Genomic DNA, 18,071 nt, shown 5'->3' on the forward strand with positions numbered 1-18,071 from the left:
ACGCTCAATGTTAGAGGGCCGGGAAAGGAAAGGCAATCTGGCGGCGCGTGGTTGAGCGAGATTCGCTAATTTGCGCGCGGATCCGTAGGATTTTGTCCCGCGCCTGCCTGCTCCGAACGGTCCGTGTCGGCGACCGCGAGGCCGGCGAGCGCCGCCTGCTGACGACGCAGGTCGGCGAGCATGTTGCAGAACAGCGCGCCTTGCTCGATCGCGTCGTCGAGCGCGACGTGCGTGTGCGGATGATCGTCGAACCAGTGTTTCGGAAAGCGCGGCTTGATCGCCTTGCGGTACGGCAGCCCAGTCATCGCGAACGCGAGCGTCTTGATGTCGAGCGCCGACCACGAGAACGGACAACGTCCCGCGTAGCGCATCATGTACCAGAACATGAACGTGAAATCGAAGCCGGCCGGCATCGCGACGAACACCGGTTTGCCGGGCAGCGCCTCGACCCACTCGACGTACGCGACGAGCGCCTTCTCGGGCGCCTGCAGGTCGGTCCGACACGCGGCCCATGCCTCGGGCTCGGTTTTCCACCACGCTTCCTGCACCGGATGCGCGTGTGCGCCCGGCAGCGTCTCGAGGTTCGCCGAGAACGTCGCGATCAGCTGCTTGTCCTCGGTATAGGCGGCCGATGCGAAGCTCAGCATCGAGTGCGGGCCGGGGATCGGGCCGTCGGCTTCGACGTCGGTGCTGACGTAGATTTCGGGAATGGCGGTCTGGTTCATCCGAATACCTTGTCGGACACGAACGGGTTCGTGCGGCGCTCGTCGCCGAAGGTCGACACCGGACCGTGGCCCGGCACGAAGGTGACGTCGTCGCCGAGCGGCCACAGCTTTTCCTTGATCGAACGCACGAGGTCGGCGTGATTGCCGCGCGGGAAATCGGTGCGGCCGATCGAGCCGGCGAACAGCACGTCGCCGACGATCGCGACGCGATGCGCGCGGCTGAAGAACACCACGTGGCCGGGCGTGTGGCCGGGGCAGTGGTAGACCTCGAGCGTCTCGTCGCCGAACCGGACGGTGTCGCCGTCGTGCAGCCACTGGTCGGGCTCGAACGCTTCGGCGGCCGGGAAGCCGAAGCGCTGACTCTGCGTCGGCAACTGCTCGATCCAGAAGCGCTCGTCTTCCTGCGGGCCGACGATCGGCACGCCGTAGTGCGTCGCGAGCGCCTTCGCGCCCGCGCAGTGATCGACGTGGCCGTGCGTGAGCAGCACTTTCTCGAGCTGCACGTTCTGCCGCGCGATCTCCTGTTCGATGCGTTCGAGATCGCCGCCGGGATCGACGACGGCGGCGCGGCCGGTCTTTTCGCAGACGAGCAGAGAGCAGTTCTGCTGGAACGGCGTGACCGGAATGAGCGTGACTTTCATGGAGGCACCGGCGGCTAAAAGGAGCGATTGTACCGGTCGCACGCGCCGCATGTGGGCGTGGCGCCGCGCCGCGCGGCGCGCTTCTACGGGCATTCCCCGAGCATCCCGATTGTTACGGCCATAGAGAGAATCAATGGTCCGGCGGGGGCGCTTTTCGAGACAGCGTTTTGATTTATGTATAATGCGGCCCACTGTGCGTGAATTTCACGCAGTTCGCTGGTGTTTCGGCCCCGTTAAACGGGGCGTCGGATTCACCGTCAAGCATCGACCGCCGGGGAGTCCGGCGGTGTATCCAGCACCGACGTTCGGTGCTCACGTCTTGTCCGGCCGGGTGCTGCGCGCCCGTCTTGCGGCCTAGCTGCTGCGCCGTCGGATGAGGCCTGTGCCGCCGTTCCTGTGCGTTGGCTGTAAGCGACGCACGCGAACGTGAGAGCCATGTTCGATGGCGGCATGTGGGGTCTGGTCAGGCTGCCGGGGACAGGTTGCGCCAGACGTGAAAACTAATCAGGACGGTTGCGGCAGAGACGAAAGCCGCGCCCATGCTAGCCGCCTGCTCGCATCCGAGCGGGGCGTGCCCGCATTTGCCGTCCGGGCCGCGTATCTGCGTTGTTCAGCAGCGTTGTATCGATGCGGCCCGAACCAGAAGGCGACACGTCGATGAATTTTCGATTTCCGACTCGATTCGGGACCATTGCTTTATTTTTTGCGCTGACGGGCTGTGCCGTGCCGTCCAGCCAGACCACCGGCAGCGCCAACCAGAAGGGTGCGGTCAACAAGACCGCTGCCGCCGCGAAGGCGGACGACGACAAGCAGCAACTGAATTTCGATTCCGCGCTGGCGTCGATGCCGGCCGCGGACAGCAAGGACGCGAAGAAGGCATCGCTCGCCGATGCCGAGCCGATCGACGGCGCCGACGTGTCCGAATTCCGTCAGACCGGCCGCGCGTCGTGGTATGGCCGCGATTTCCACGGCCGCCGCACCGCGAACGGCGAGCGCTTCAACATGAACGCGCTGACCGCCGCGCACCGGACGCTGCCGCTGTCTTCGTACATCAAGGTGACCAACGCGTCGACCGGCAAGTGGGTCGTCGTGAAGGTCAACGATCGCGGGCCGTTCAAGCGCGGCCGCGTGCTCGACCTGTCGTATGCCGCCGCGAAGATGATCGGCCTCGTGCATGCCGGCACGGGCCGCGTGAAGATCGAAGGGCTGTCGCCGCAGGAAGCGCGTGAGGCGCGCGACGAGATGTTCGCGTCGCTGTCGTCGAAGTAACGGGTCGCGCGGCATTTCGTCCGTGCGTCCAGCAGGTAGAAAGGGCTGCTTCCCCGCAGCCCTTTTTCGTTTCCGCGAGCCGGCCGGTCATGGCTTCCGGCCGTGCCCGCCGCCCGCCCCGTCAGCCTTCCTTCAACGCCAGCGCGCGTGCGTACAGCGTGTTGCGCGACGCGCCCGTCAGCGCGGCCGCCAGCTTCGCCGCGCTCTTGACCGGCACTTCTTCCAGCAACAGCTTGAGCAGCGCGTCGTGCGCGGTGTCGTCGGCTGCGCCGGCGTCGGACGGCGCGCCTTCGACGACCAGCACGAACTCGCCGCGCTGCCGGTTCGCATCGCCGTCGAGCCAGCTCTGTCCTTCGGCCAGGGTGCCCTCGAACAACTGTTCATGTAGCTTGGTGAGCTCGCGCGCGATCAGCAACCGGCGTGCGGGGCCGAACGCGTCGGCGAGCGCCGCGACGGTTTCGGCGATCCGGTGCGGCGCTTCGTAGAACACCAGCGCGTACGGGTGCTGCACGAGCGCCTGCAGTGCGCTCGCGCGCTGCTTCGCCTTCGGCGGCAGGAAGCCCGCGAACGTGAACGCGCCGGCCCAGGCGCCGGCCACGCTCACCGCGGTCACGGCCGCGCTCGCGCCCGGCAGCGGAATCACCGCGAAGCCGGCCGCGCGCACCGCGTCGACGAGCCGCGCGCCGGGGTCCGAGATGCCCGGCGTGCCGGCGTCGGACACGTAGGCCACGCGCTCGCCGGCGCGCAGCAGCTCGACCACGCGCAGCGCGGCTTCGCGTTCGTTGTGCTCGTGCACGGCCAGGAGCGGCTTCGAGATGCCGTAGCGCGCGAGCAGCTGGCCGGTGTTGCGGGTGTCTTCGGCAGCGATGCGGTCGGCGAGGCCGAGCACGTGCAGCGCGCGCAGCGTGATGTCGGCGGCGTTGCCGATCGGCGTTGCGACCACGTAGAGCGCGGCGCTCGGATAGTGCTGGGTTTGCGCGAGTTCGAGGAGGGCAGTCATGGCAGGCAATGCGCGCAATCGCGGCGCAGGCGGAACAAGGTCGGCATTGTGCCACGCGGCGCCTGCCGCGCCTGCGGGTGGGCGCGATGCGCCGCGCGGCGGCGGCGAATTTTCGGGCGCGGTGCGATCCCGAGCCGTGGGCGCCAACTTCGAGCAACGTGCGCGGCAGTTCCTCGAGCGCCGCGGCCTCGCGTTCGTCGCGGCCAACGTGACGATCCGCGGCGGCGAGCTCGATCTCGTGATGCGCGCGTCCGACGGCATGCTGGTGTTCGTCGAAGTGCGCGCGCGGCGCAGTGCGCGGCATGGCGGCGCCGCGGCGAGCGTCGGCTGGCGCAAGCGCCGGCGCGTGATCGCCGCAGCGCTCGATTTCTGGGCGCGGCACGGCGCGGGCGCCGCGTGCCGATTCGACGTCGTCGCGTTCGAAGCCGGCCGCCTCGACTGGCTGCGCGACGCGTTTCGTGCCGACGATGCGTAACGCGAGCTGTGACGAGATGTAAAGAGTTCTTGCCGGACCCCCGGAGCCGGTGCCGGAGTGCGGTAAACTCGCCGCACCCATGACGTTGCGCGTGGCGTACCCTCGCGCTCAGTTCACCAGAAATCGATGTCAGTCGAACGTATTCAGCAACATTTCCGCGACAGCGCCGCGCTTCATGCCGAAGCCGCCGACGCGCTGTCGCTGCCGATCGCAGCGGCGGTCGACGCGATGTTCGCCGCGCTGGCGAACGGCAACAAGATCGTCGCGTGCGGCGACGGCCTGTCCGCGGCGGCCGCGCACTACCTCGCCGTGTCGCTCGTCGGCGGCTTCGAGCGCGAGCGGCCGGGCCTGCCCGCGATTGCGCTGGCCACCGATGCGTCGCAGGGCGGCCTGATGGCGGCAACGGCCGCCGACCAGCTGTTCGCGCAGCAGGTGCGTGTGCTCGGGCAGACCGGCGACATCCTGCTCGTGCTCGATGCCAGCGGCGCGTCGCCGCGCGTGCTGGCCGCGATCGACGAAGCGCACGAGCGCGAGATGACCGTCGTCGCGCTGACCGGCGGCAGCGGCCATGCGGTCGCGGCCGCATTGTCCGACACCGATATTGCGATCAGTGTGCCCGCCTCGCGTGCGGCGCGCGTCCACGAAGTCCATCTGCTGACCATCCACTGCCTGTGCGACGGCATCGACGCGATGCTGCTGGGTGAGGATTGAACGAAGGAGAGCCGTCGATGAATCAAAGTCGCGTCAAACAGACGCTCGTCAGAACCACGTTGCTCGCCGCGCTGACGGCGGGCCTCGCGATGTCGCTGCAGGGTTGCGTGCTCGGCGTGCTCGGTGCGGCGGCCGGCGGCGGCGCGCTGATCGCGACCGATCGTCGTACGCTCGGCGCGCAGACGGAAGATCGCGAGATCCAGGTCAAGGCGCTCACGCAGATCAACAACGGGCTGCCGGACCAGTCGCACGTGAACGTGACGGTGTTCAACCGCCGCGTGCTGCTGACGGGCGAGGTGCCGAACGACGCGTCGAAGCGGCGTGCCGAGGAAATCGTGCGCGGCATCAACAACGTGAGCGCGATCGTCAACGAGCTGTCGGTCGAGCCGGCGTCGTCGCTGTCGTCGCGTGCGAACGACTCGTACCTCGAAGGGCGCGTGAAGTCGGAGCTGATCGCGACGAAGGGTCTGTCGGCGAATTACTACAAGGTCGTCAGCGAGCGCGGCAACGTCTATCTGATGGGGCTCGTGACGGTCGACGAAGGCAACCGCGGCGCCGATGCGGCAAGCCAGGTGCCGGGCGTCGAGAAGGTCGTGAAGGTGTTCCAGTACATCCAGCCGCAGGACGCGCAGGCGCTGCAGGCCGCGTCGCCGAGCGGCGCGTCCGCCGCGCCGGCTGCCGCTGCGCCGGCCGATGCCGCGACGGTCGGGGCGGTGCCCGACGCGTCGGTCCAGTCCACGCCGCTGCAACCGCCGGCGCCGATCTCGAATTCGACGAGCGTGCATCCGGGCAACCCGAAGGCGGCGCCGCAATGAAACGGACGCGGATCAGAATGAAGCAATGGGTGCGGCATGGCGCCGCGGTGGTGGCGCTGGCGGGTGCGTTCGGCACCGCGCATGCGGATGTCGGCGACGGGCTGAGGGTCGCGCGCAGCAACGCGTGCATGGGCTGCCACGCGGTGGATCGCAAGCTCGTCGGGCCGTCGTTCAAGGACATCGCGGCGCGCTACAAGGCCGACCCGCAAGCCGTTGCGAAGCTGTCGAAGAAGGTGAAGGACGGCGGCTCCGGCGCGTGGGGGGCGATCCCGATGCCCGCGCATCCGCGCATGAGCGATGCCGACCTGCGGTCGGTGGTCGACTGGGTGCTGGCGGGCGCGCCGTCGAAGTGACGCGTCGGGAGAATACAACCCCTATTGCCAAGCGCAGAAATGCGTGTGTATGATAGTCAGCTGTTGGGGCGGTAGCTCAGCTGGGAGAGCGTCGCGTTCGCAATGCGAAGGTCGGGAGTTCGATCCTCCTCCGCTCCACCAACAGATTTGAAAAGGGTTCGGTCGCAAGACCGAACCCTTTTTGCTTTCCCGCCTATCGTTTCCCGCCCGATCCCTCACCGCCCATAACTCGGCCGCTTCGGATCATACGTCCACCCCGGCACCAGATACCGCATCGCCATCGCGTCGTCGCGCGCGGTGCCGCCCACCTGCCGATACAACGCATGCGCGGCCTCCACCTGCGCCATGTCGAGCTCGATCCCGAGCCCCGGCCGCTCCGGCACGGCCACCTGGCCGCCGACGATCTCGAGCGGCTCGCGCGTGAGCCGCGCGTCGCCTTCCTGCCAGATCCAGTGCGTGTCGATCGCCGTGATCGTGCCCGGCGCCGCCGCGGCCGCATGCGTGAACATCGCGAGCGACACGTCGAAGTGGTTGTTCGAATGCGAACCCCACGTGAGCCCCCAGTCGCGACACAGCTGCGCGAGCCGCACCGAGCCCTGCATCGTCCAGAAGTGCGGGTCGGCGAGCGGAATGTCGACCGCCTGCAGCCGCACCGCATGATCCATCTGCCGCCAGTCGGTCGCGATCATGTTCGTCGCGGTCGGAATGCCGGTCGCGCGCCGGAATTCGGCCATCACCTCGCGCCCCGAGTAGCCGGCCTCCGGCCCGCACGGGTCCTCCGCATAAGCGAGCAGATCGCCTTGCCCGCGGCACAGCGCGACGGCCTCGTCGAGCGACCACGCACCGTTCGGATCGAGCGTCGCCCGCGCGTCGGGAAAGCGCGCCTTGATCGCCGCGATCGCCGCCATTTCGTCCGCACCGGCCATCACGCCGCCTTTCAGCTTGAAGTCGGCGAAGCCGTAGCGCGCGACCGCGGCTTCGGCCTGCTCCGCGATCGCGGCCGGCGTCAGCGCCGCTTCGTTGCGCAGCCGGAACCACGGGTCGGCGGCATGCGCCTCGTCGCGATACGGCAGGTCGGTGCGCCGCCGCTCGCCGATGTAGAACAGGTACGCGAGCATCGGCACCGCGTCGCGCTGCTGCCCCTCGCCGAGCAGCGCGGCCACCGGCACGTCGAGATGCTGGCCCAGCAGGTCGAGCAGCGCCGCCTCAATCGCGGTGATCACGTTGTCGAGCCGCAGATTGATTTCGTGCGGCTGGCGCAGCACCGCCGCTTCGCTCGCCGACGTCACCTCGTGCCGGATCGTGCGCCCGGCCGCCGCACCCGCGCCGGACAGCGCCGCGCGCACCGCGTTGAGCGTCGCCTGGTAACGGCCGATCGACTGGCCGACCACCACGTCGGTCATCCGTTCGAGCGCTTGACGGATGCCTTCGCCGCCGGGCACTTCGCCGACGCCCGTGTGGCCGCTGCTGTCGTCGAGGATCACGAGATTGCGCGTGAAGTACGGCGCGTGCGCGCCGCACAGGTTCAGCAGCATGCTGTCGCGGCCGGCGACGGGAATCACCCGCATGCGCGTGACGCGCGGCGTGCCGGTGTGGCGGGCTTCGGACATCGGTTTGCTCCTGGTTCCGGTCATGCGCGAGCCGCCGGACGCACCGGCGCCGCCCGCGCCGTTCAGTTCATTTGAGCTCGACGCGGCGAATCTCGCCGACGACGAACAGATAGCAGATCACGGCGACGAGCGCGTGCGCGACGACATACACGAGCGCGCCGTTGAACGAGCCGCTGCGGTCGACGATATAGCCGATCGCGATCGGCGTCGTGATGCTGGAGAGATTGCCGCACGTGTTGAGCAGCGCGCCGCTCAGGCCGGCGATCTGGCGCGGCGCGGTGTCGGCGTTGACGGCCCAGCCGAGCGCGCCGAGCCCCTTGCCGAAGAACGACAGCGCCATGAACAGCACGACCAGCACGTGCGAGTCGGTGTAGTTGCAGACGATCATCGACATCGACAGCAGCATGCCGATCACGATCGGCACCTTGCGCGCGACCGACAGCGAGCGTCCCTGCTTGAGCAGCGCGTCGGACACGATGCCGCCCAGGATCCCGCCGAGGAACCCGCACACGGCCGGGATCGACGCGACGAGCCCCGCATTGAGGATCGACATCCCGCGCGCCTGCACGAGGTAGACGGGAAACCACGTGATGAAGAAATAGGTGAGCGCGTTGATGCAGTACTGCGCGACGTACACGCCGACGAGCATCCGGCTCCTCAGCAGCGCCTTCACGTGGTGCATCGACGGGCCGCCGTCGCGTGCGCCGGCCGCGCGGTCGATGTTGACGAGCGCGCCGCCTTCGGCGAGGTAGTCGAACTCCGCGCGGTTGATGCGCGGGTGCGCGCTCGGGTCGTACATCGTGCGGTTCCACACCAGCACGAACGCGAAGCCGAGCACGCCCATCACCGCGAACACCCACTGCCAGCCGAACGCGTGCACCAGCCAGCCCATCAGCGGCGCGAACACGACGGTCGCCGCGTACTGCGCGGCGTTGAAGATCGCCGATGCGGTGCCGCGTTCGGCGGCGGGGAACCACGTGGAGACGATCCGGCTGTTGGCCGGAAACGACGGCGCCTCGGCCGCGCCGACCAGGAAGCGCAGCGCGAACAGCAGCCCGAACGCGACCGCGCCGCCGATGAAGCCGATACCGCCCTGCAGCAGCGTGAACAGCGACCAGAAGAAGATGCTGAACGCATAGACGATGCGCGAGCCGAAGCGGTCGAGCAGCCAGCCGCCCGGCAACTGCGCGATCACGTACGACCAGCCGAACGCCGAGAAGATGAAGCCCATCTGCACGTGGCTCAGGTGCATCGCACGCGCGATGGCGGGGCCGGCGATCGCGATCGCCGCGCGGTCCGCGTAGTTGATTGTCGTGACCGCGAACAGCACGGCCAGCACGAGCCAGCGCACACGCGTGCGCTGGGCCGTTGCCGACGCGGACGCCGGCAATGCGTGAAGCGGATTCATATCTGTCTCCTCCGAGAGGCGGAACGTGCCGGGGCTACTGCGCGTCGAATGCGCGCTTCGTCATATGACGTCTGGCCATTCTGGCACGGGGGAATTCACGTTTTCATGCCAATTGCTGACTTGATTGATTCAGAAGTTGAATCAATCGACAGAACCACGCGCATTCTTTTTTACCCGGATGATATTGACAGTCTGTTTATACCCGGATAAAAATAGCGGCATTCCAATTTCCACTGCAAGGCGGCCACGATGACGCTTTCCCTGTTCGTTCCTTCCTACACCGCGTTCGACGGTCATCGGCGCCTCGCGTCCGGGGCGCTGGAGACGGTCGCGCTGGCGGTCCGGCGCGCGGCCGACGACGCTGCGAGCGGCCCGATCGCGATCTTCGACGATGCGACCGGCCGCACGATCGATCTCGACCTGCGCGGCACGGCGGACGACGTCCGCGCGCGCTACGCAGCGGCGCCAGCCGAGGCGCGGGCAGCGTCCGAAGCCGGCGAGCCGGGCGCGGGCGAACAACGCGGCCGCGGCCGGCCGAAGCTCGGCGTGGTGTCGCGCGAGGTCACGCTGCTGCCGCGTCACTGGGACTGGCTGGCCGCGCAGCCGGGCGGCGCGTCGGTGGCGCTGCGCAAGCTGGTCGAGGACGCGCGGCGCACCCATGCGGCGGCCGATCGGCGGCGCGATGCGCAGGCGCGCGCGTACCACTTCATGTCGGCGCTCGCGGGCGATCTGCCGGGCTTCGAGGAGGCCGTGCGCGCGCTGTACGCGAACGATCTCGCGCGGATGGGCGAACTGATCGCCGGCTGGCCGGCCGATGTGAGCGCTCATGCGCTCGCGCTGGCGCGCGGCGATCTGCCGCCGTCGGCCGACGAAGGCTGAACCGGGGAGGCGACACGATGCCGACGTTCGACCTGAACCGCGGCGCGCTCGCGCCGGTGGCCGACGAAGCCGATCTCGTCGACCTGCGCGTGACCGGCGCGATCCCGCCCGAACTCGACGGCACGTTGCTGCGCAACGGCCCCAATCCGCCCGCAGGCCGTTTCGAAGGCAACGACGTGCTGTCGTGGTGGCCGGAAGCGGCGATGCTGCACGCGATCTCGTTCGAGCGCGGCCGTGCGACCGGCTACCGCAACCGCTGGCTGCGCACGCAGCGCTGGGCGCGCGTGCATGCGCCCGAGCAGGCGCCCGAGCAGGCGCCGCACCTGCCCGACGCCAATCCGAACGTCAGCGTGCTGCGTCATGCGGGCGAACTGCTCGCACTGGCCGAAGGCGGTGCGCCGCTCGCGATCACGGCCGCACTCGACACGTTGGGCGAGCCGGCCCGGCACGCGGGGTTGGGCGGCGCGATGACCGCGCATCCGAAGCTCGATCCGGTGACGGGCGAGCTGATCCTGTTCCGCGCGGACTGGCGCGAACCGTGGCTGCGTTACGGCGTCGCGGACGCGTACGGCGTGCAGCGCGTCGACATGGTCGTCGACGTGCGCGCGCCATCGATGATGCACGATCTCGCGATCACCGAAACCCGCAGCCTGCTGCTCGACCTGAACGTCGGCTACGACTTCGCGATGCTGAAGCAGGGCCACCGGATGCCGCTGCGCTGGCACGACGAGCGCGACGCGCGGATCGGCGTGCTGCCGCGCCACGGCGGCGACGTGCGCTGGTTCGGCATCGAGCCGTGCTTCATCCAGCACGTCGTGAACGCGTACGACTGCGATCCGTCGTGCATCGTGCTCGATGTGGTGCGCTATCCGTGGTTCCTGCGGCTCGACGCGCGCACCGGCCGCTTTGCGGACAATCCGGTCGGCGAGCTGTGGCGCTACGTGATCGATACCGCGAACGGGCTGATCGACGAAGGGCCGCTCGCCGACGGCGGCATCGAGCTGCCGCGCATCGACGAAAGCCGCACGGGGCGCAGCTACCGCTATCTGTATGCGGCCGAGCAGCCCGACAGCGCCGAGATGCGCGGCGTCGTGCGCTACGACCACGTGCGCGGCACGAGCACGCGTTACGCGCTGCCGGTGGGCGACCAGAACGGCGAGCCGGTGTTCGTGCCGCGTCCGGGCCGCAGCGCCGAGGACGACGGCTGGCTGCTGGTCGTGGTCTACCGCGCGGCGACCGACACGAGCGACGTCGTGATTCTCGATGCGAGCGCGATCGACGCGCTGCCGGTCGCGACCGTCCACCTGCCGCGCCGCGTGCCGGCCGGATTCCACGGCGCATGGCTGCCGCGCGAGCGTTGAAGCGTGACGCCGCAGGCGCGCGCGTCACTGCGCGCGCAGCGCGTCGACGATGCTCATCCGCGCGGCGCGCAGCGCCGGCAGCAGCCCGCCGACGAGCCCCATCACCAGCGAGAACGACAGCGTTTTCACGACGATCGCGGGCGTCAGCACGAAGCGGAACGACAGGTCGGAGAAGGTCTGGAAGTTGGTGGTCGAGAACGACGCGAAGCCCATCAGCGACGCGCACGCGAGCCCCGCGACGCCGCCCGCGAAGCCCAGCAGCAGCGCCTCGAGCAGGAACGCGGCGAGCACGTTGACGCGCTTGAAGCCGAGCGCGCGCAGCGTGCCGATCTCGGCGGTGCGGTTCGCGACCGACGCGTACATCGTGATCATCGCGCCGATCATCGCGGCGATCGAGAAAATCGTCGACAGCGTGACGCCGAGGATGTTGATGAACGTCGACAGCGCCTTCGACTGGTCGCCGTAGAAGGTCTGCTCGCGCTTCGCTTCGTCGGTGAGGCGCGGGTCGACGTCGATGTCGGCCTTGAAGCGCGCGAAGCCGTCGGCGCTCGCGATGCGCAGCACCATCGACGAATAGCTGGTGCGCCGGAACGACTGCATCAGCTGATCGACGTCGCCCCAGATCTCTGAGTCGAAGCCGCTGCCGCCCGCGTCGAAGATGCCGACGACGGTCCAGTCGCGCTGCGCGAAATGCAGGCGGTCGCCGAGCTGCGCGCCGCTGAAGCCGTTCGCGATCGCGCTGCCGACGACGATCTCCGACGAACCCGGCGCGAACGCGCGGCCGGCCACCAGCTTCACGCGCGGACGCAGCATGAGGCCGGCCGGCGACACCCCGCGAATCACGACGTTCGACGGCTTGCCGGTCGACGCCTTCACGAGCGAGATCAGCACGACCGCTTCCTTCGACACCAGCGGCCGTCCGTCGGGGCCGAGCGCGACGGCCGGATGCATTTCGAGCGCATTCGCCTGCTGGTGATCGATCGCGCTCTGGATCTCGGTCTCCGCGCCCTTGCGGATCACGACGACGTTGTCCGGTTCGCCGGTCGACACGAGCGTCTGCGTGAGCCCCGCGTCGAGCATCTGCACCGTCGCGAACACGAAGATCACGAGCGCCATCCCGCCGGCCGTCAGCGCGGTGGTGAGGCGCCGGGTCCACAGGTTGCGCGCGATGTAGGTGAGCGGGATCGCCATGCGCCTACCCGATCGCCCGCAGGCCTTCGACCACGCGCACGCGCGCGGCCTGCCATGCCGGCACGAGCGCGGCCGCGACGCCGACCGCGACCGAGCACGCGGCCTGCAGCGCCATCGTCGCGGCCGACACCTTGAACACCGGGAAGATGCCGCCGGCGGCGTGCTTGAACAGGGTCGCGGCCGGCGGCGTCGCCAGCATGCCGAGCGCGCCGCCTGCCGTGGCGATCACGACCGATTCGCCGAACACGAGCGCCGCGATGAAGCCCGGGCCGAAGCCGAGCGCCTTCAACGTCGCGTATTCGGCGGTGCGCTCGCGCGCGCTCATCGCCATCGCGTTCGCCATCACGGCCATGATGATCAGGATCACGACGAACGACACGATGCGGATCGCTGCGATGATCTGGTTCGACATCGCGACGAAGCCGAGCTGGAACGCCTGCTCGGTCTCGGTCAGCGTCTCGGCGAGCGAGTTCCTGAACACTGCGTCGACGTCGCGCGCGATCGCCGCACCGGCGTCCGGGCGCGCGACGCCGAGCACGAACACGCCGACCTGGTCGGCCTGTTTGGGCGTGCGCTTGCGCACCGTCTCGTTCAGGTAGTCCCAGTGGAACACCAGCTGGCGCGTGATCGTCGAATCGTCGCGGCCGTCGAGAATGCCGCGCACGACGAAATCCCACGTGCCGGGGTAGATGGTGCCCTTCAGCGGAATCACGTCGCCGACCTTGAAGCCGAACTGCGTCGCGAGCTGCCGGCCGACCAGGCAGCCGCGCCGGTCGCGGTCGTAATCGGCGCGCTGCTGCGCCGGCAGCAGGTACTCCGGGTACAGGTCGAGATAGTTGTCCGACACCGCGAAGCTCGCGAAGAAGTTCTTCGGGTCGCGATACACGCCGCCGAACCAGTTCGAGCGCACCACGGCGGTCACGCCGTCGACGCCGCGTATCCGGTTCTCGTAGCTGACCGGCAGCGGGAACACGAGCGAGATCGCGTTGCGCGTGACGAGCCGTCCGCTCGACGCGGCGGCCGCGCCGGCGTACCACGCGTCGACGACGGTGTGCAGCAGCCCGAACGCGAGCACGGCGATGGTCAGCCCGAGCACGGTCAGCAGCGTGCGCAGCCGGTGCCGCAGCGCGTTGCGCGCGATCAGTTTGAATACGAACATGTCGCGCGCTCGCGTGGGTCAGGCCGCGTGCCCATCGATCAGCTCCCCTTTTTCCAGATGCACGAGCGCGCGCGCGGCGCGGGCCGCCTGCGCGTCGTGGGTCACCATGATGATGGTCTTGCCGAGCTCGGCGTTCATCCGCTGCAGCATCGCGAGCACGTCGGTGGCCGAGGCGCGGTCGAGGTCGCCGGTCGGCTCGTCGGCGACGATCAGCACCGGATCGGTGATCAGCGCGCGGGCGATCGCGACGCGCTGCTGCTGGCCGCCCGACAGTTCGGACGGGTAGTGGCTCATCCGGTCGCCGAGATTGACCATGTCGAGCACCAGCTCGACGCGCTCGCGCCGTTCGCGGCGCGACAGGGTGGTGAGCATCAGCGGCAGCTCGACGTTCTCGAACGCGGTGAGCACCGGCATCAGGTTGTAGAACTGGAAGATGAAGCCGACGTTCGCCGCGCGCCATTCGGCCAGTTGCGCTTCTTCCAGGCGCGTGATGTCGAGGCCGCCCACGCGCAGCTCGCCGCTGTCGGGCCGGTCGATGCCGGCGACGAGATTGAGCAGCGTGCTCTTGCCGGAGCCGGACGGCCCCATCAGCGCGACGAAGTCGCCTGCGGCGATGTCGAGCGTGATGTCGGTCAACACCGGCACGACCTGATTGCCGCGCCGGTACGACTTCGCGACGTGGCGGATCTCGACGAGCGGCGGCGATGCGTCGTTCACGTGCGCCACGCTATTTCTTCGCGACGGTCACGTGCGCGCCGTCCTTCAGTTGCGCCTCCGGCGCGAGCACGACGGTGTCGCCGGGCTTCACGCCGCCGATCGCGACGAGCTCGCCGATCCGCGCGCCGCGCGTCACCGCGCGCGCATGCACGGCGTCGTCCTGCACGACGAACACGACCGGCCGGCCGTCACGCTCGACCACGGCGCTCGCCTGCACGGCCGTCACCGGCTGGCGGTCCTGCGGCGTCGCGGGCTTCGACAGGAACGCGATCTTCGCGCTCATGTCGGGCAGCACGCGCGCGTCGCGGTCGACGAAGCGCACTTTCACGAGCACGGTCGCCTTCGAGCGGTCGACGGTCGGCACGATGCGCGACACGCGGCCCGCGAAGCGCATGTCGGGCAGCGCGTCGAGCTGGATCTCGCACGGCTGCTCCGAGCGGATCTTCGCGATGTTCGACTCGGCGACGTCGGCCTCGACTTCGAGCGTGTCCATGTCGGCGATCGTCACGACCGCGCCCTTGCTGTCCGACGCGGACGAGAACGGCGTGATGTTGTCGCCGACGTTCGCGTGCTTCGCGAGGACGATCCCGTCGAACGGGGCGCGGATCACCGTCTGGTCGACGGCCACCTGGGCGGCCTGCGCGTTCGCTTCGGCCGACGCGATCGCAGCCTGATCGCTGCCGAGCGTCGCGCGTGCCTTGTTCACGCGCGCCGTGTCGATGTCGAGCTGCGCGGCCGGCACGGCGCCCTTCGGCGCAAGCACGGCGGTGCGCCGCAGCGCGATTTCGGCGTCCTTCAACTCGGCCTGCGCGACGCCGAGATTGGCGCGCGACACCAGCACCTGCGCGCGCGCCTGCGCGAGCGAGGCTTCGACGTCGCGGCTCTCGAGGCGCGCGATGATGTCGCCCTTCTTCACCCGCGTGCCTTCGAGCACGCCGAGCCATTCGACGCGGCCCTGGCCCTTCGACGCGACCGCGGCCTTGCGCTGCGGCACGACGTAGCCGGTCGCGTTGAGCTGCGTGTCGTTCTGGTACGGGTAGGCGGTCGTGACGGACGTCGTGTCGACCGTGGGCCGGCTGGTCAGCACGAGCGCCGCCGCAATCGCCGCGGCAACGAGCGCGGCGGCCGCCGCGTAGCGGACCCAGCGGCGCCGGCGCGGCGCGGGTGCGAGCGGACGCCGGTCGATTTTCAGTTTGTCCAGATTGTGTTCGGGCAATTGGGTCGCCTCGCGACGGCGGCGGTCTCCGGTCTCGCGACGGGCCGCGCGCCGTTCAGTCGGAAGGAGGCCAGTATAGCGTCGCCGCGACGGGCGGAAGCGGCGGTTCGGCGCGTGCGGGGGCGGCGGCGCCGCGGCCCTGCGTCGCAGTGCTCGGTGGAAACCCGGAGGATGCAAGCTGCGTGTCAACTGGCCGCGCCGGCGGTGCGTTATGGAGCCAGTGCGTCAGTATTTGCCGTGACGGAAAGGCCAACGCCGCTCCGCCCGGCCGTGACCGGCAACCCCGGCGCGACTGATGTTCCGATGCGGATGCCTCGCATCTCTTACCGGTACGTTTGACTTTTTCTCCGCTAAAGGAAGAACAATGAAGAAGACGCTCGCTTCGATCATGACCGCAGCATTCGCTCTCGCATCGGTTTCGGCATTCGCACAGGCGTCGGCGCCGGCCGCCGACACGTCGGCTGCCGCATCGGCACCGGCCAAGAAGGATCACAGCAAGCCGAAGCACCAGCTGAAGCACCACGGTTCGAAGAAGGGCCAGGCGAAGGCCGCTGCAGCATCGGCCGCCGGCACGAACGACGCAGGCTCGCAGAACTAAGCACGCTTCGCCGCGGCCGGCGCGACCGGCCGCCCCGTCGCAAGACCCCGCACGCTTTCCGGCATGCGGGGTTTTGTTTTTTCGGGCGTTCGACGCCTCCGAGCCTCGGAACCCGATGCGCCCGCCGAGTCGATGCGGTCGGCATCGCACCGCGCATGGCCGGCCGCAGGCGCTGCAGACTGCCGGCATCTGTGTTTAACTCGCCGCTTCACGGGTCGAAGGAGCGGGAAATGGATCTTGGATTTATCGGGCTGGGCGAAATGGGGCAGGCGATCGCGACGAACCTGCTGAAGGCCGGGCATACCGTGCGCGTGTGGAACCGTTCGCGCGAGCGCGCGGAGCCGCTGGCGGCGCTCGGCGCGCAGATCGTCGCGACCCCGGCCGACGCGTTTCGCGGCGACGCGGTGTTCTCGATGCTCGCCGACGATGCCGCCGCGCGCGACGTGTTCGACGACGCGCTGCTTGCGCAGGCGCCGCGCGGCCTGATCCACGTGAACATGGCGACGGTGTCGGTCGCGCTCGCCGAGTCGCTCGCGCACGCGCATGCGTCGCGCGGCCTCGACTACGTCGCCGCGCCGGTGATGGGGCGCCCGGACGTCGCGGCCGCCGCGCGGCTGACGATCATGGCCGGCGGCCCGGCCGAGGCGATCGACCGCGTGCAGCCGCTGTTCGACGCGATCGGCCAGAAGACCTGGCGGTTCGGCTCGCTGCCGCAGCACGCGAACATCGCGAAGATCGCGGCGAACTTCACGCTCGCGTCGGCGATCGAGACGCTCGGCGAGGCGTCCGCGCTGCTGGGCGCGCATGGCGTCGCGATGCGCGATTTCCTCGACGTGATCACGAGCAGCGTGTTTCCAGGGCCGGTCTATGCGGGCTACGGCGGGATGATCGCCGAGCGCAGCTACGAACCGGCGCGCTTCAAGGCGCGGCTCGGGCTGAAGGACGTCCGGCTCGCGCTGCAGGCCGGCGACGCGGCGTCGGTGCCGCTGCCGGTGGCGAGCGTCGTGCGCGACAGCCTGCTCGATGCGCTCGCGCACGGCGGCGGCGACCAGGACTTCGCGGTGCTCGGCGAAGTCGCACTGCGCCGCGCGGGCCGCTGAGCCGGCGCGGGACAGAAGCGCCGCGCACGCGGCATAATCGTCGTTTCGTTGCTCTATCGCTGAGGCGCGCATGAACCTGCATACGTGGTGGCTTTTCGTGGCGACGGTGTTCGTCGTGTCGGCGATTCCCGGTCCGAACATGCTGCTCGTGATGACCCACGGCGCACGCCACGGGCTGCGCCGCTCGGCGGCGACGATGGCCGGCTGTCTCAGTGCGCTGGTGCTGATGCTGGCCGTCTCCGCGGCCGGGCTCGGCGCGGTGCTGCAGGCGTGGCCGGCGATGTTCAATACACTGCGCTTCGCGGGCGCCGCCTATCTGATCTATCTGGGCGTGAAGGCCTGGCGCGCACGGGTCGACGACGCGCCGGCCGCCGACCTCGCCGCGTCTGCGCCGGGCGCATCGGCGTCGTCGTGGGCGCTGTTTCGCAACGGCTTCCTGGTCGCGGGCAGCAACCCGAAGGCGATCCTGTTCGCCGCCGCGCTGCTGCCGCAGTTCATCAACGCGGCCGAGCCGACGCTGCCGCAATTCGGCATCCTCGTCGTCACGTTCGCGGCGATCGAGGTCAGCTGGTATCTGGTCTACGCGTCGTTCGGCACGCGCATCGGCGCGACGCTGAAGAGCCAGAGCGTCGCGCGCGTCTTCAACCGGTTGACCGGCGGGCTGTTCGTCGGCTTCGGCGCGATGATGGCGCTGGTCCGTCACTGAACGCCGCCGGCGCGGCCGGCCGCACGCCCCGCACCTCGTCCGAGGGCGGGGCGTTTTCACGTTGGGCGTGGGCACCCGCTGTCACGCGTGCGGTGTCGCCGCGGTATCGGCACGGCCGCACGCTTCGCACCTTGTCG

At 69.3% G+C, this 18,071-nt stretch carries 19 protein-coding genes and 1 tRNA gene; 11 read left to right on the plus strand and 9 right to left on the minus strand.

The genetic code is table 11. From position 1 onward, the window contains the following. Nucleotides 1-65: 65 nt before the first annotated feature. Nucleotides 66-725, minus strand: coding sequence for an exonuclease (locus MYA_RS01005; protein WP_011882934.1), 660 nt, complete (start codon nucleotides 723-725; stop codon nucleotides 66-68). After that, entirely contained in the window at nucleotides 722-1,366 is a 645-nt protein-coding gene (locus tag MYA_RS01010; RefSeq protein ID WP_011882935.1) for an MBL fold metallo-hydrolase, read from the minus strand. The genes MYA_RS01005 and MYA_RS01010 overlap by 4 nt, the downstream gene beginning before the upstream one ends. Before the next feature lie 657 nt (nucleotides 1,367-2,023). On the opposite strand from MYA_RS01010, the gene MYA_RS01015 reads away from it, so the two are divergent. Then, nucleotides 2,024-2,635 carry a septal ring lytic transglycosylase RlpA family protein gene (locus MYA_RS01015; protein WP_014722250.1) on the plus strand — a complete coding sequence of 204 codons (612 nt, stop codon included), beginning with the start codon at nucleotides 2,024-2,026 and terminating at the stop codon, nucleotides 2,633-2,635. Between the two features lie 121 nt (nucleotides 2,636-2,756). On the opposite strand, the gene rsmI is transcribed toward MYA_RS01015, so the two are convergent. Next, nucleotides 2,757-3,635 carry a 16S rRNA (cytidine(1402)-2'-O)-methyltransferase gene (gene rsmI / locus MYA_RS01020; protein WP_011882937.1) on the minus strand — a complete coding sequence of 293 codons (879 nt, stop codon included), beginning with the start codon at nucleotides 3,633-3,635 and terminating at the stop codon, nucleotides 2,757-2,759. A 46-nt stretch (nucleotides 3,636-3,681) separates the two neighbouring features. On the opposite strand from rsmI, the gene MYA_RS01025 reads away from it, so the two are divergent. The 5 genes from MYA_RS01025 to MYA_RS01045 all read left to right on the plus strand — a co-directional run bounded on the left by MYA_RS01025 (nucleotide 3,682) and on the right by MYA_RS01045 (nucleotide 6,130). Then, a complete protein-coding gene (locus tag MYA_RS01025) occupies nucleotides 3,682-4,110 on the plus strand; it encodes a YraN family protein (protein WP_011882938.1) in 429 nt (142 codons plus the stop codon). 126 nt (nucleotides 4,111-4,236) lie between these two features. Beyond that, complete coding sequence (locus MYA_RS01030; RefSeq protein ID WP_011882939.1) at nucleotides 4,237-4,821, plus strand: SIS domain-containing protein; 585 nt, start codon at nucleotides 4,237-4,239, stop codon at nucleotides 4,819-4,821. A gap of 17 nt (nucleotides 4,822-4,838) precedes the next feature. Next, a complete protein-coding gene (locus MYA_RS01035) occupies nucleotides 4,839-5,636 on the plus strand; it encodes a BON domain-containing protein (protein ID WP_014722252.1) in 798 nt (265 codons plus the stop codon). Further along, nucleotides 5,633-5,989 carry a c-type cytochrome gene (locus MYA_RS01040; RefSeq protein WP_011882941.1) on the plus strand — a complete coding sequence of 119 codons (357 nt, stop codon included), beginning with the start codon at nucleotides 5,633-5,635 and terminating at the stop codon, nucleotides 5,987-5,989. Before MYA_RS01035 ends, MYA_RS01040 begins: the two co-directional genes overlap by 4 nt. 65 nt (nucleotides 5,990-6,054) lie before the next feature. Next, nucleotides 6,055-6,130: transfer RNA gene (locus MYA_RS01045), tRNA-Ala, on the plus strand. A 74-nt stretch (nucleotides 6,131-6,204) separates the two neighbouring features. On the opposite strand, the gene MYA_RS01050 is transcribed toward MYA_RS01045, so the two are convergent. Continuing rightward, entirely contained in the window at nucleotides 6,205-7,599 is a 1,395-nt protein-coding gene (locus tag MYA_RS01050) for an enolase C-terminal domain-like protein (RefSeq protein ID WP_011882963.1), read from the minus strand. 67 nt (nucleotides 7,600-7,666) lie between these two features. Beyond that, entirely contained in the window at nucleotides 7,667-9,007 is a 1,341-nt protein-coding gene (locus tag MYA_RS01055) for an MFS transporter (protein ID WP_014722254.1), read from the minus strand. A gap of 249 nt (nucleotides 9,008-9,256) precedes the next feature. Here MYA_RS01055 and MYA_RS01060 point away from each other — a divergent pair, with 249 nt between their 5' ends. Beyond that, nucleotides 9,257-9,886 (plus strand): DUF2239 family protein, encoded by a 630-nt coding sequence (locus MYA_RS01060; RefSeq protein ID WP_011882965.1) that lies wholly within the window; start codon nucleotides 9,257-9,259, stop codon nucleotides 9,884-9,886. Between the two features lie 17 nt (nucleotides 9,887-9,903). Continuing rightward, nucleotides 9,904-11,247: a carotenoid oxygenase family protein gene (locus MYA_RS01065; protein ID WP_014722256.1), complete on the plus strand. Its 1,344-nt coding sequence runs from the start codon at nucleotides 9,904-9,906 to the stop codon at nucleotides 11,245-11,247. Between the two features lie 24 nt (nucleotides 11,248-11,271). Here the strand turns inward: MYA_RS01065 and MYA_RS01070 are convergent, their stop codons facing one another. The 4 genes from MYA_RS01070 to MYA_RS01085 are packed head-to-tail and all read right to left on the minus strand — an operon-like array spanning nucleotide 11,272 to nucleotide 15,530. Beyond that, on the minus strand, nucleotides 11,272-12,438 hold the full coding sequence (locus MYA_RS01070; RefSeq protein WP_011882967.1) for an ABC transporter permease: 1,167 nt from the start codon (nucleotides 12,436-12,438) through the stop codon (nucleotides 11,272-11,274). Nucleotides 12,439-12,442: 4 nt separating this feature from the next. After that, nucleotides 12,443-13,597, minus strand: coding sequence for an ABC transporter permease (locus MYA_RS01075; protein ID WP_014722257.1), 1,155 nt, complete (start codon nucleotides 13,595-13,597; stop codon nucleotides 12,443-12,445). A gap of 18 nt (nucleotides 13,598-13,615) precedes the next feature. After that, nucleotides 13,616-14,314, minus strand: coding sequence for an ABC transporter ATP-binding protein (locus MYA_RS01080; protein WP_014722258.1), 699 nt, complete (start codon nucleotides 14,312-14,314; stop codon nucleotides 13,616-13,618). A 10-nt stretch (nucleotides 14,315-14,324) separates the two neighbouring features. Beyond that, complete coding sequence (locus MYA_RS01085; RefSeq protein ID WP_011882970.1) at nucleotides 14,325-15,530, minus strand: efflux RND transporter periplasmic adaptor subunit; 1,206 nt, start codon at nucleotides 15,528-15,530, stop codon at nucleotides 14,325-14,327. Between the two features lie 364 nt (nucleotides 15,531-15,894). Here MYA_RS01085 and MYA_RS01090 point away from each other — a divergent pair, with 364 nt between their 5' ends. The 3 genes from MYA_RS01090 (at nucleotide 15,895) to MYA_RS01100 (ending at nucleotide 17,934) form a co-directional block, all read left to right on the plus strand. Continuing rightward, the gene (locus tag MYA_RS01090; RefSeq protein ID WP_014722260.1) at nucleotides 15,895-16,128 is read left to right on the plus strand and encodes a hypothetical protein; all 234 of its coding nucleotides are present in this window, start codon (nucleotides 15,895-15,897) and stop codon (nucleotides 16,126-16,128) included. Between the two features lie 155 nt (nucleotides 16,129-16,283). Continuing rightward, on the plus strand, nucleotides 16,284-17,228 hold the full coding sequence (locus tag MYA_RS01095; RefSeq protein WP_224019990.1) for an NAD(P)-dependent oxidoreductase: 945 nt from the start codon (nucleotides 16,284-16,286) through the stop codon (nucleotides 17,226-17,228). Nucleotides 17,229-17,298: 70 nt separating this feature from the next. Then, complete coding sequence (locus tag MYA_RS01100) at nucleotides 17,299-17,934, plus strand: LysE family translocator (RefSeq protein ID WP_014722261.1); 636 nt, start codon at nucleotides 17,299-17,301, stop codon at nucleotides 17,932-17,934. Nucleotides 17,935-18,071: the final 137 nt, after the last annotated feature.

The organism is Burkholderia sp. KJ006 (genome assembly GCF_000262695.1).
Taxonomy (GTDB): domain Bacteria; phylum Pseudomonadota; class Gammaproteobacteria; order Burkholderiales; family Burkholderiaceae; genus Burkholderia; species Burkholderia vietnamiensis.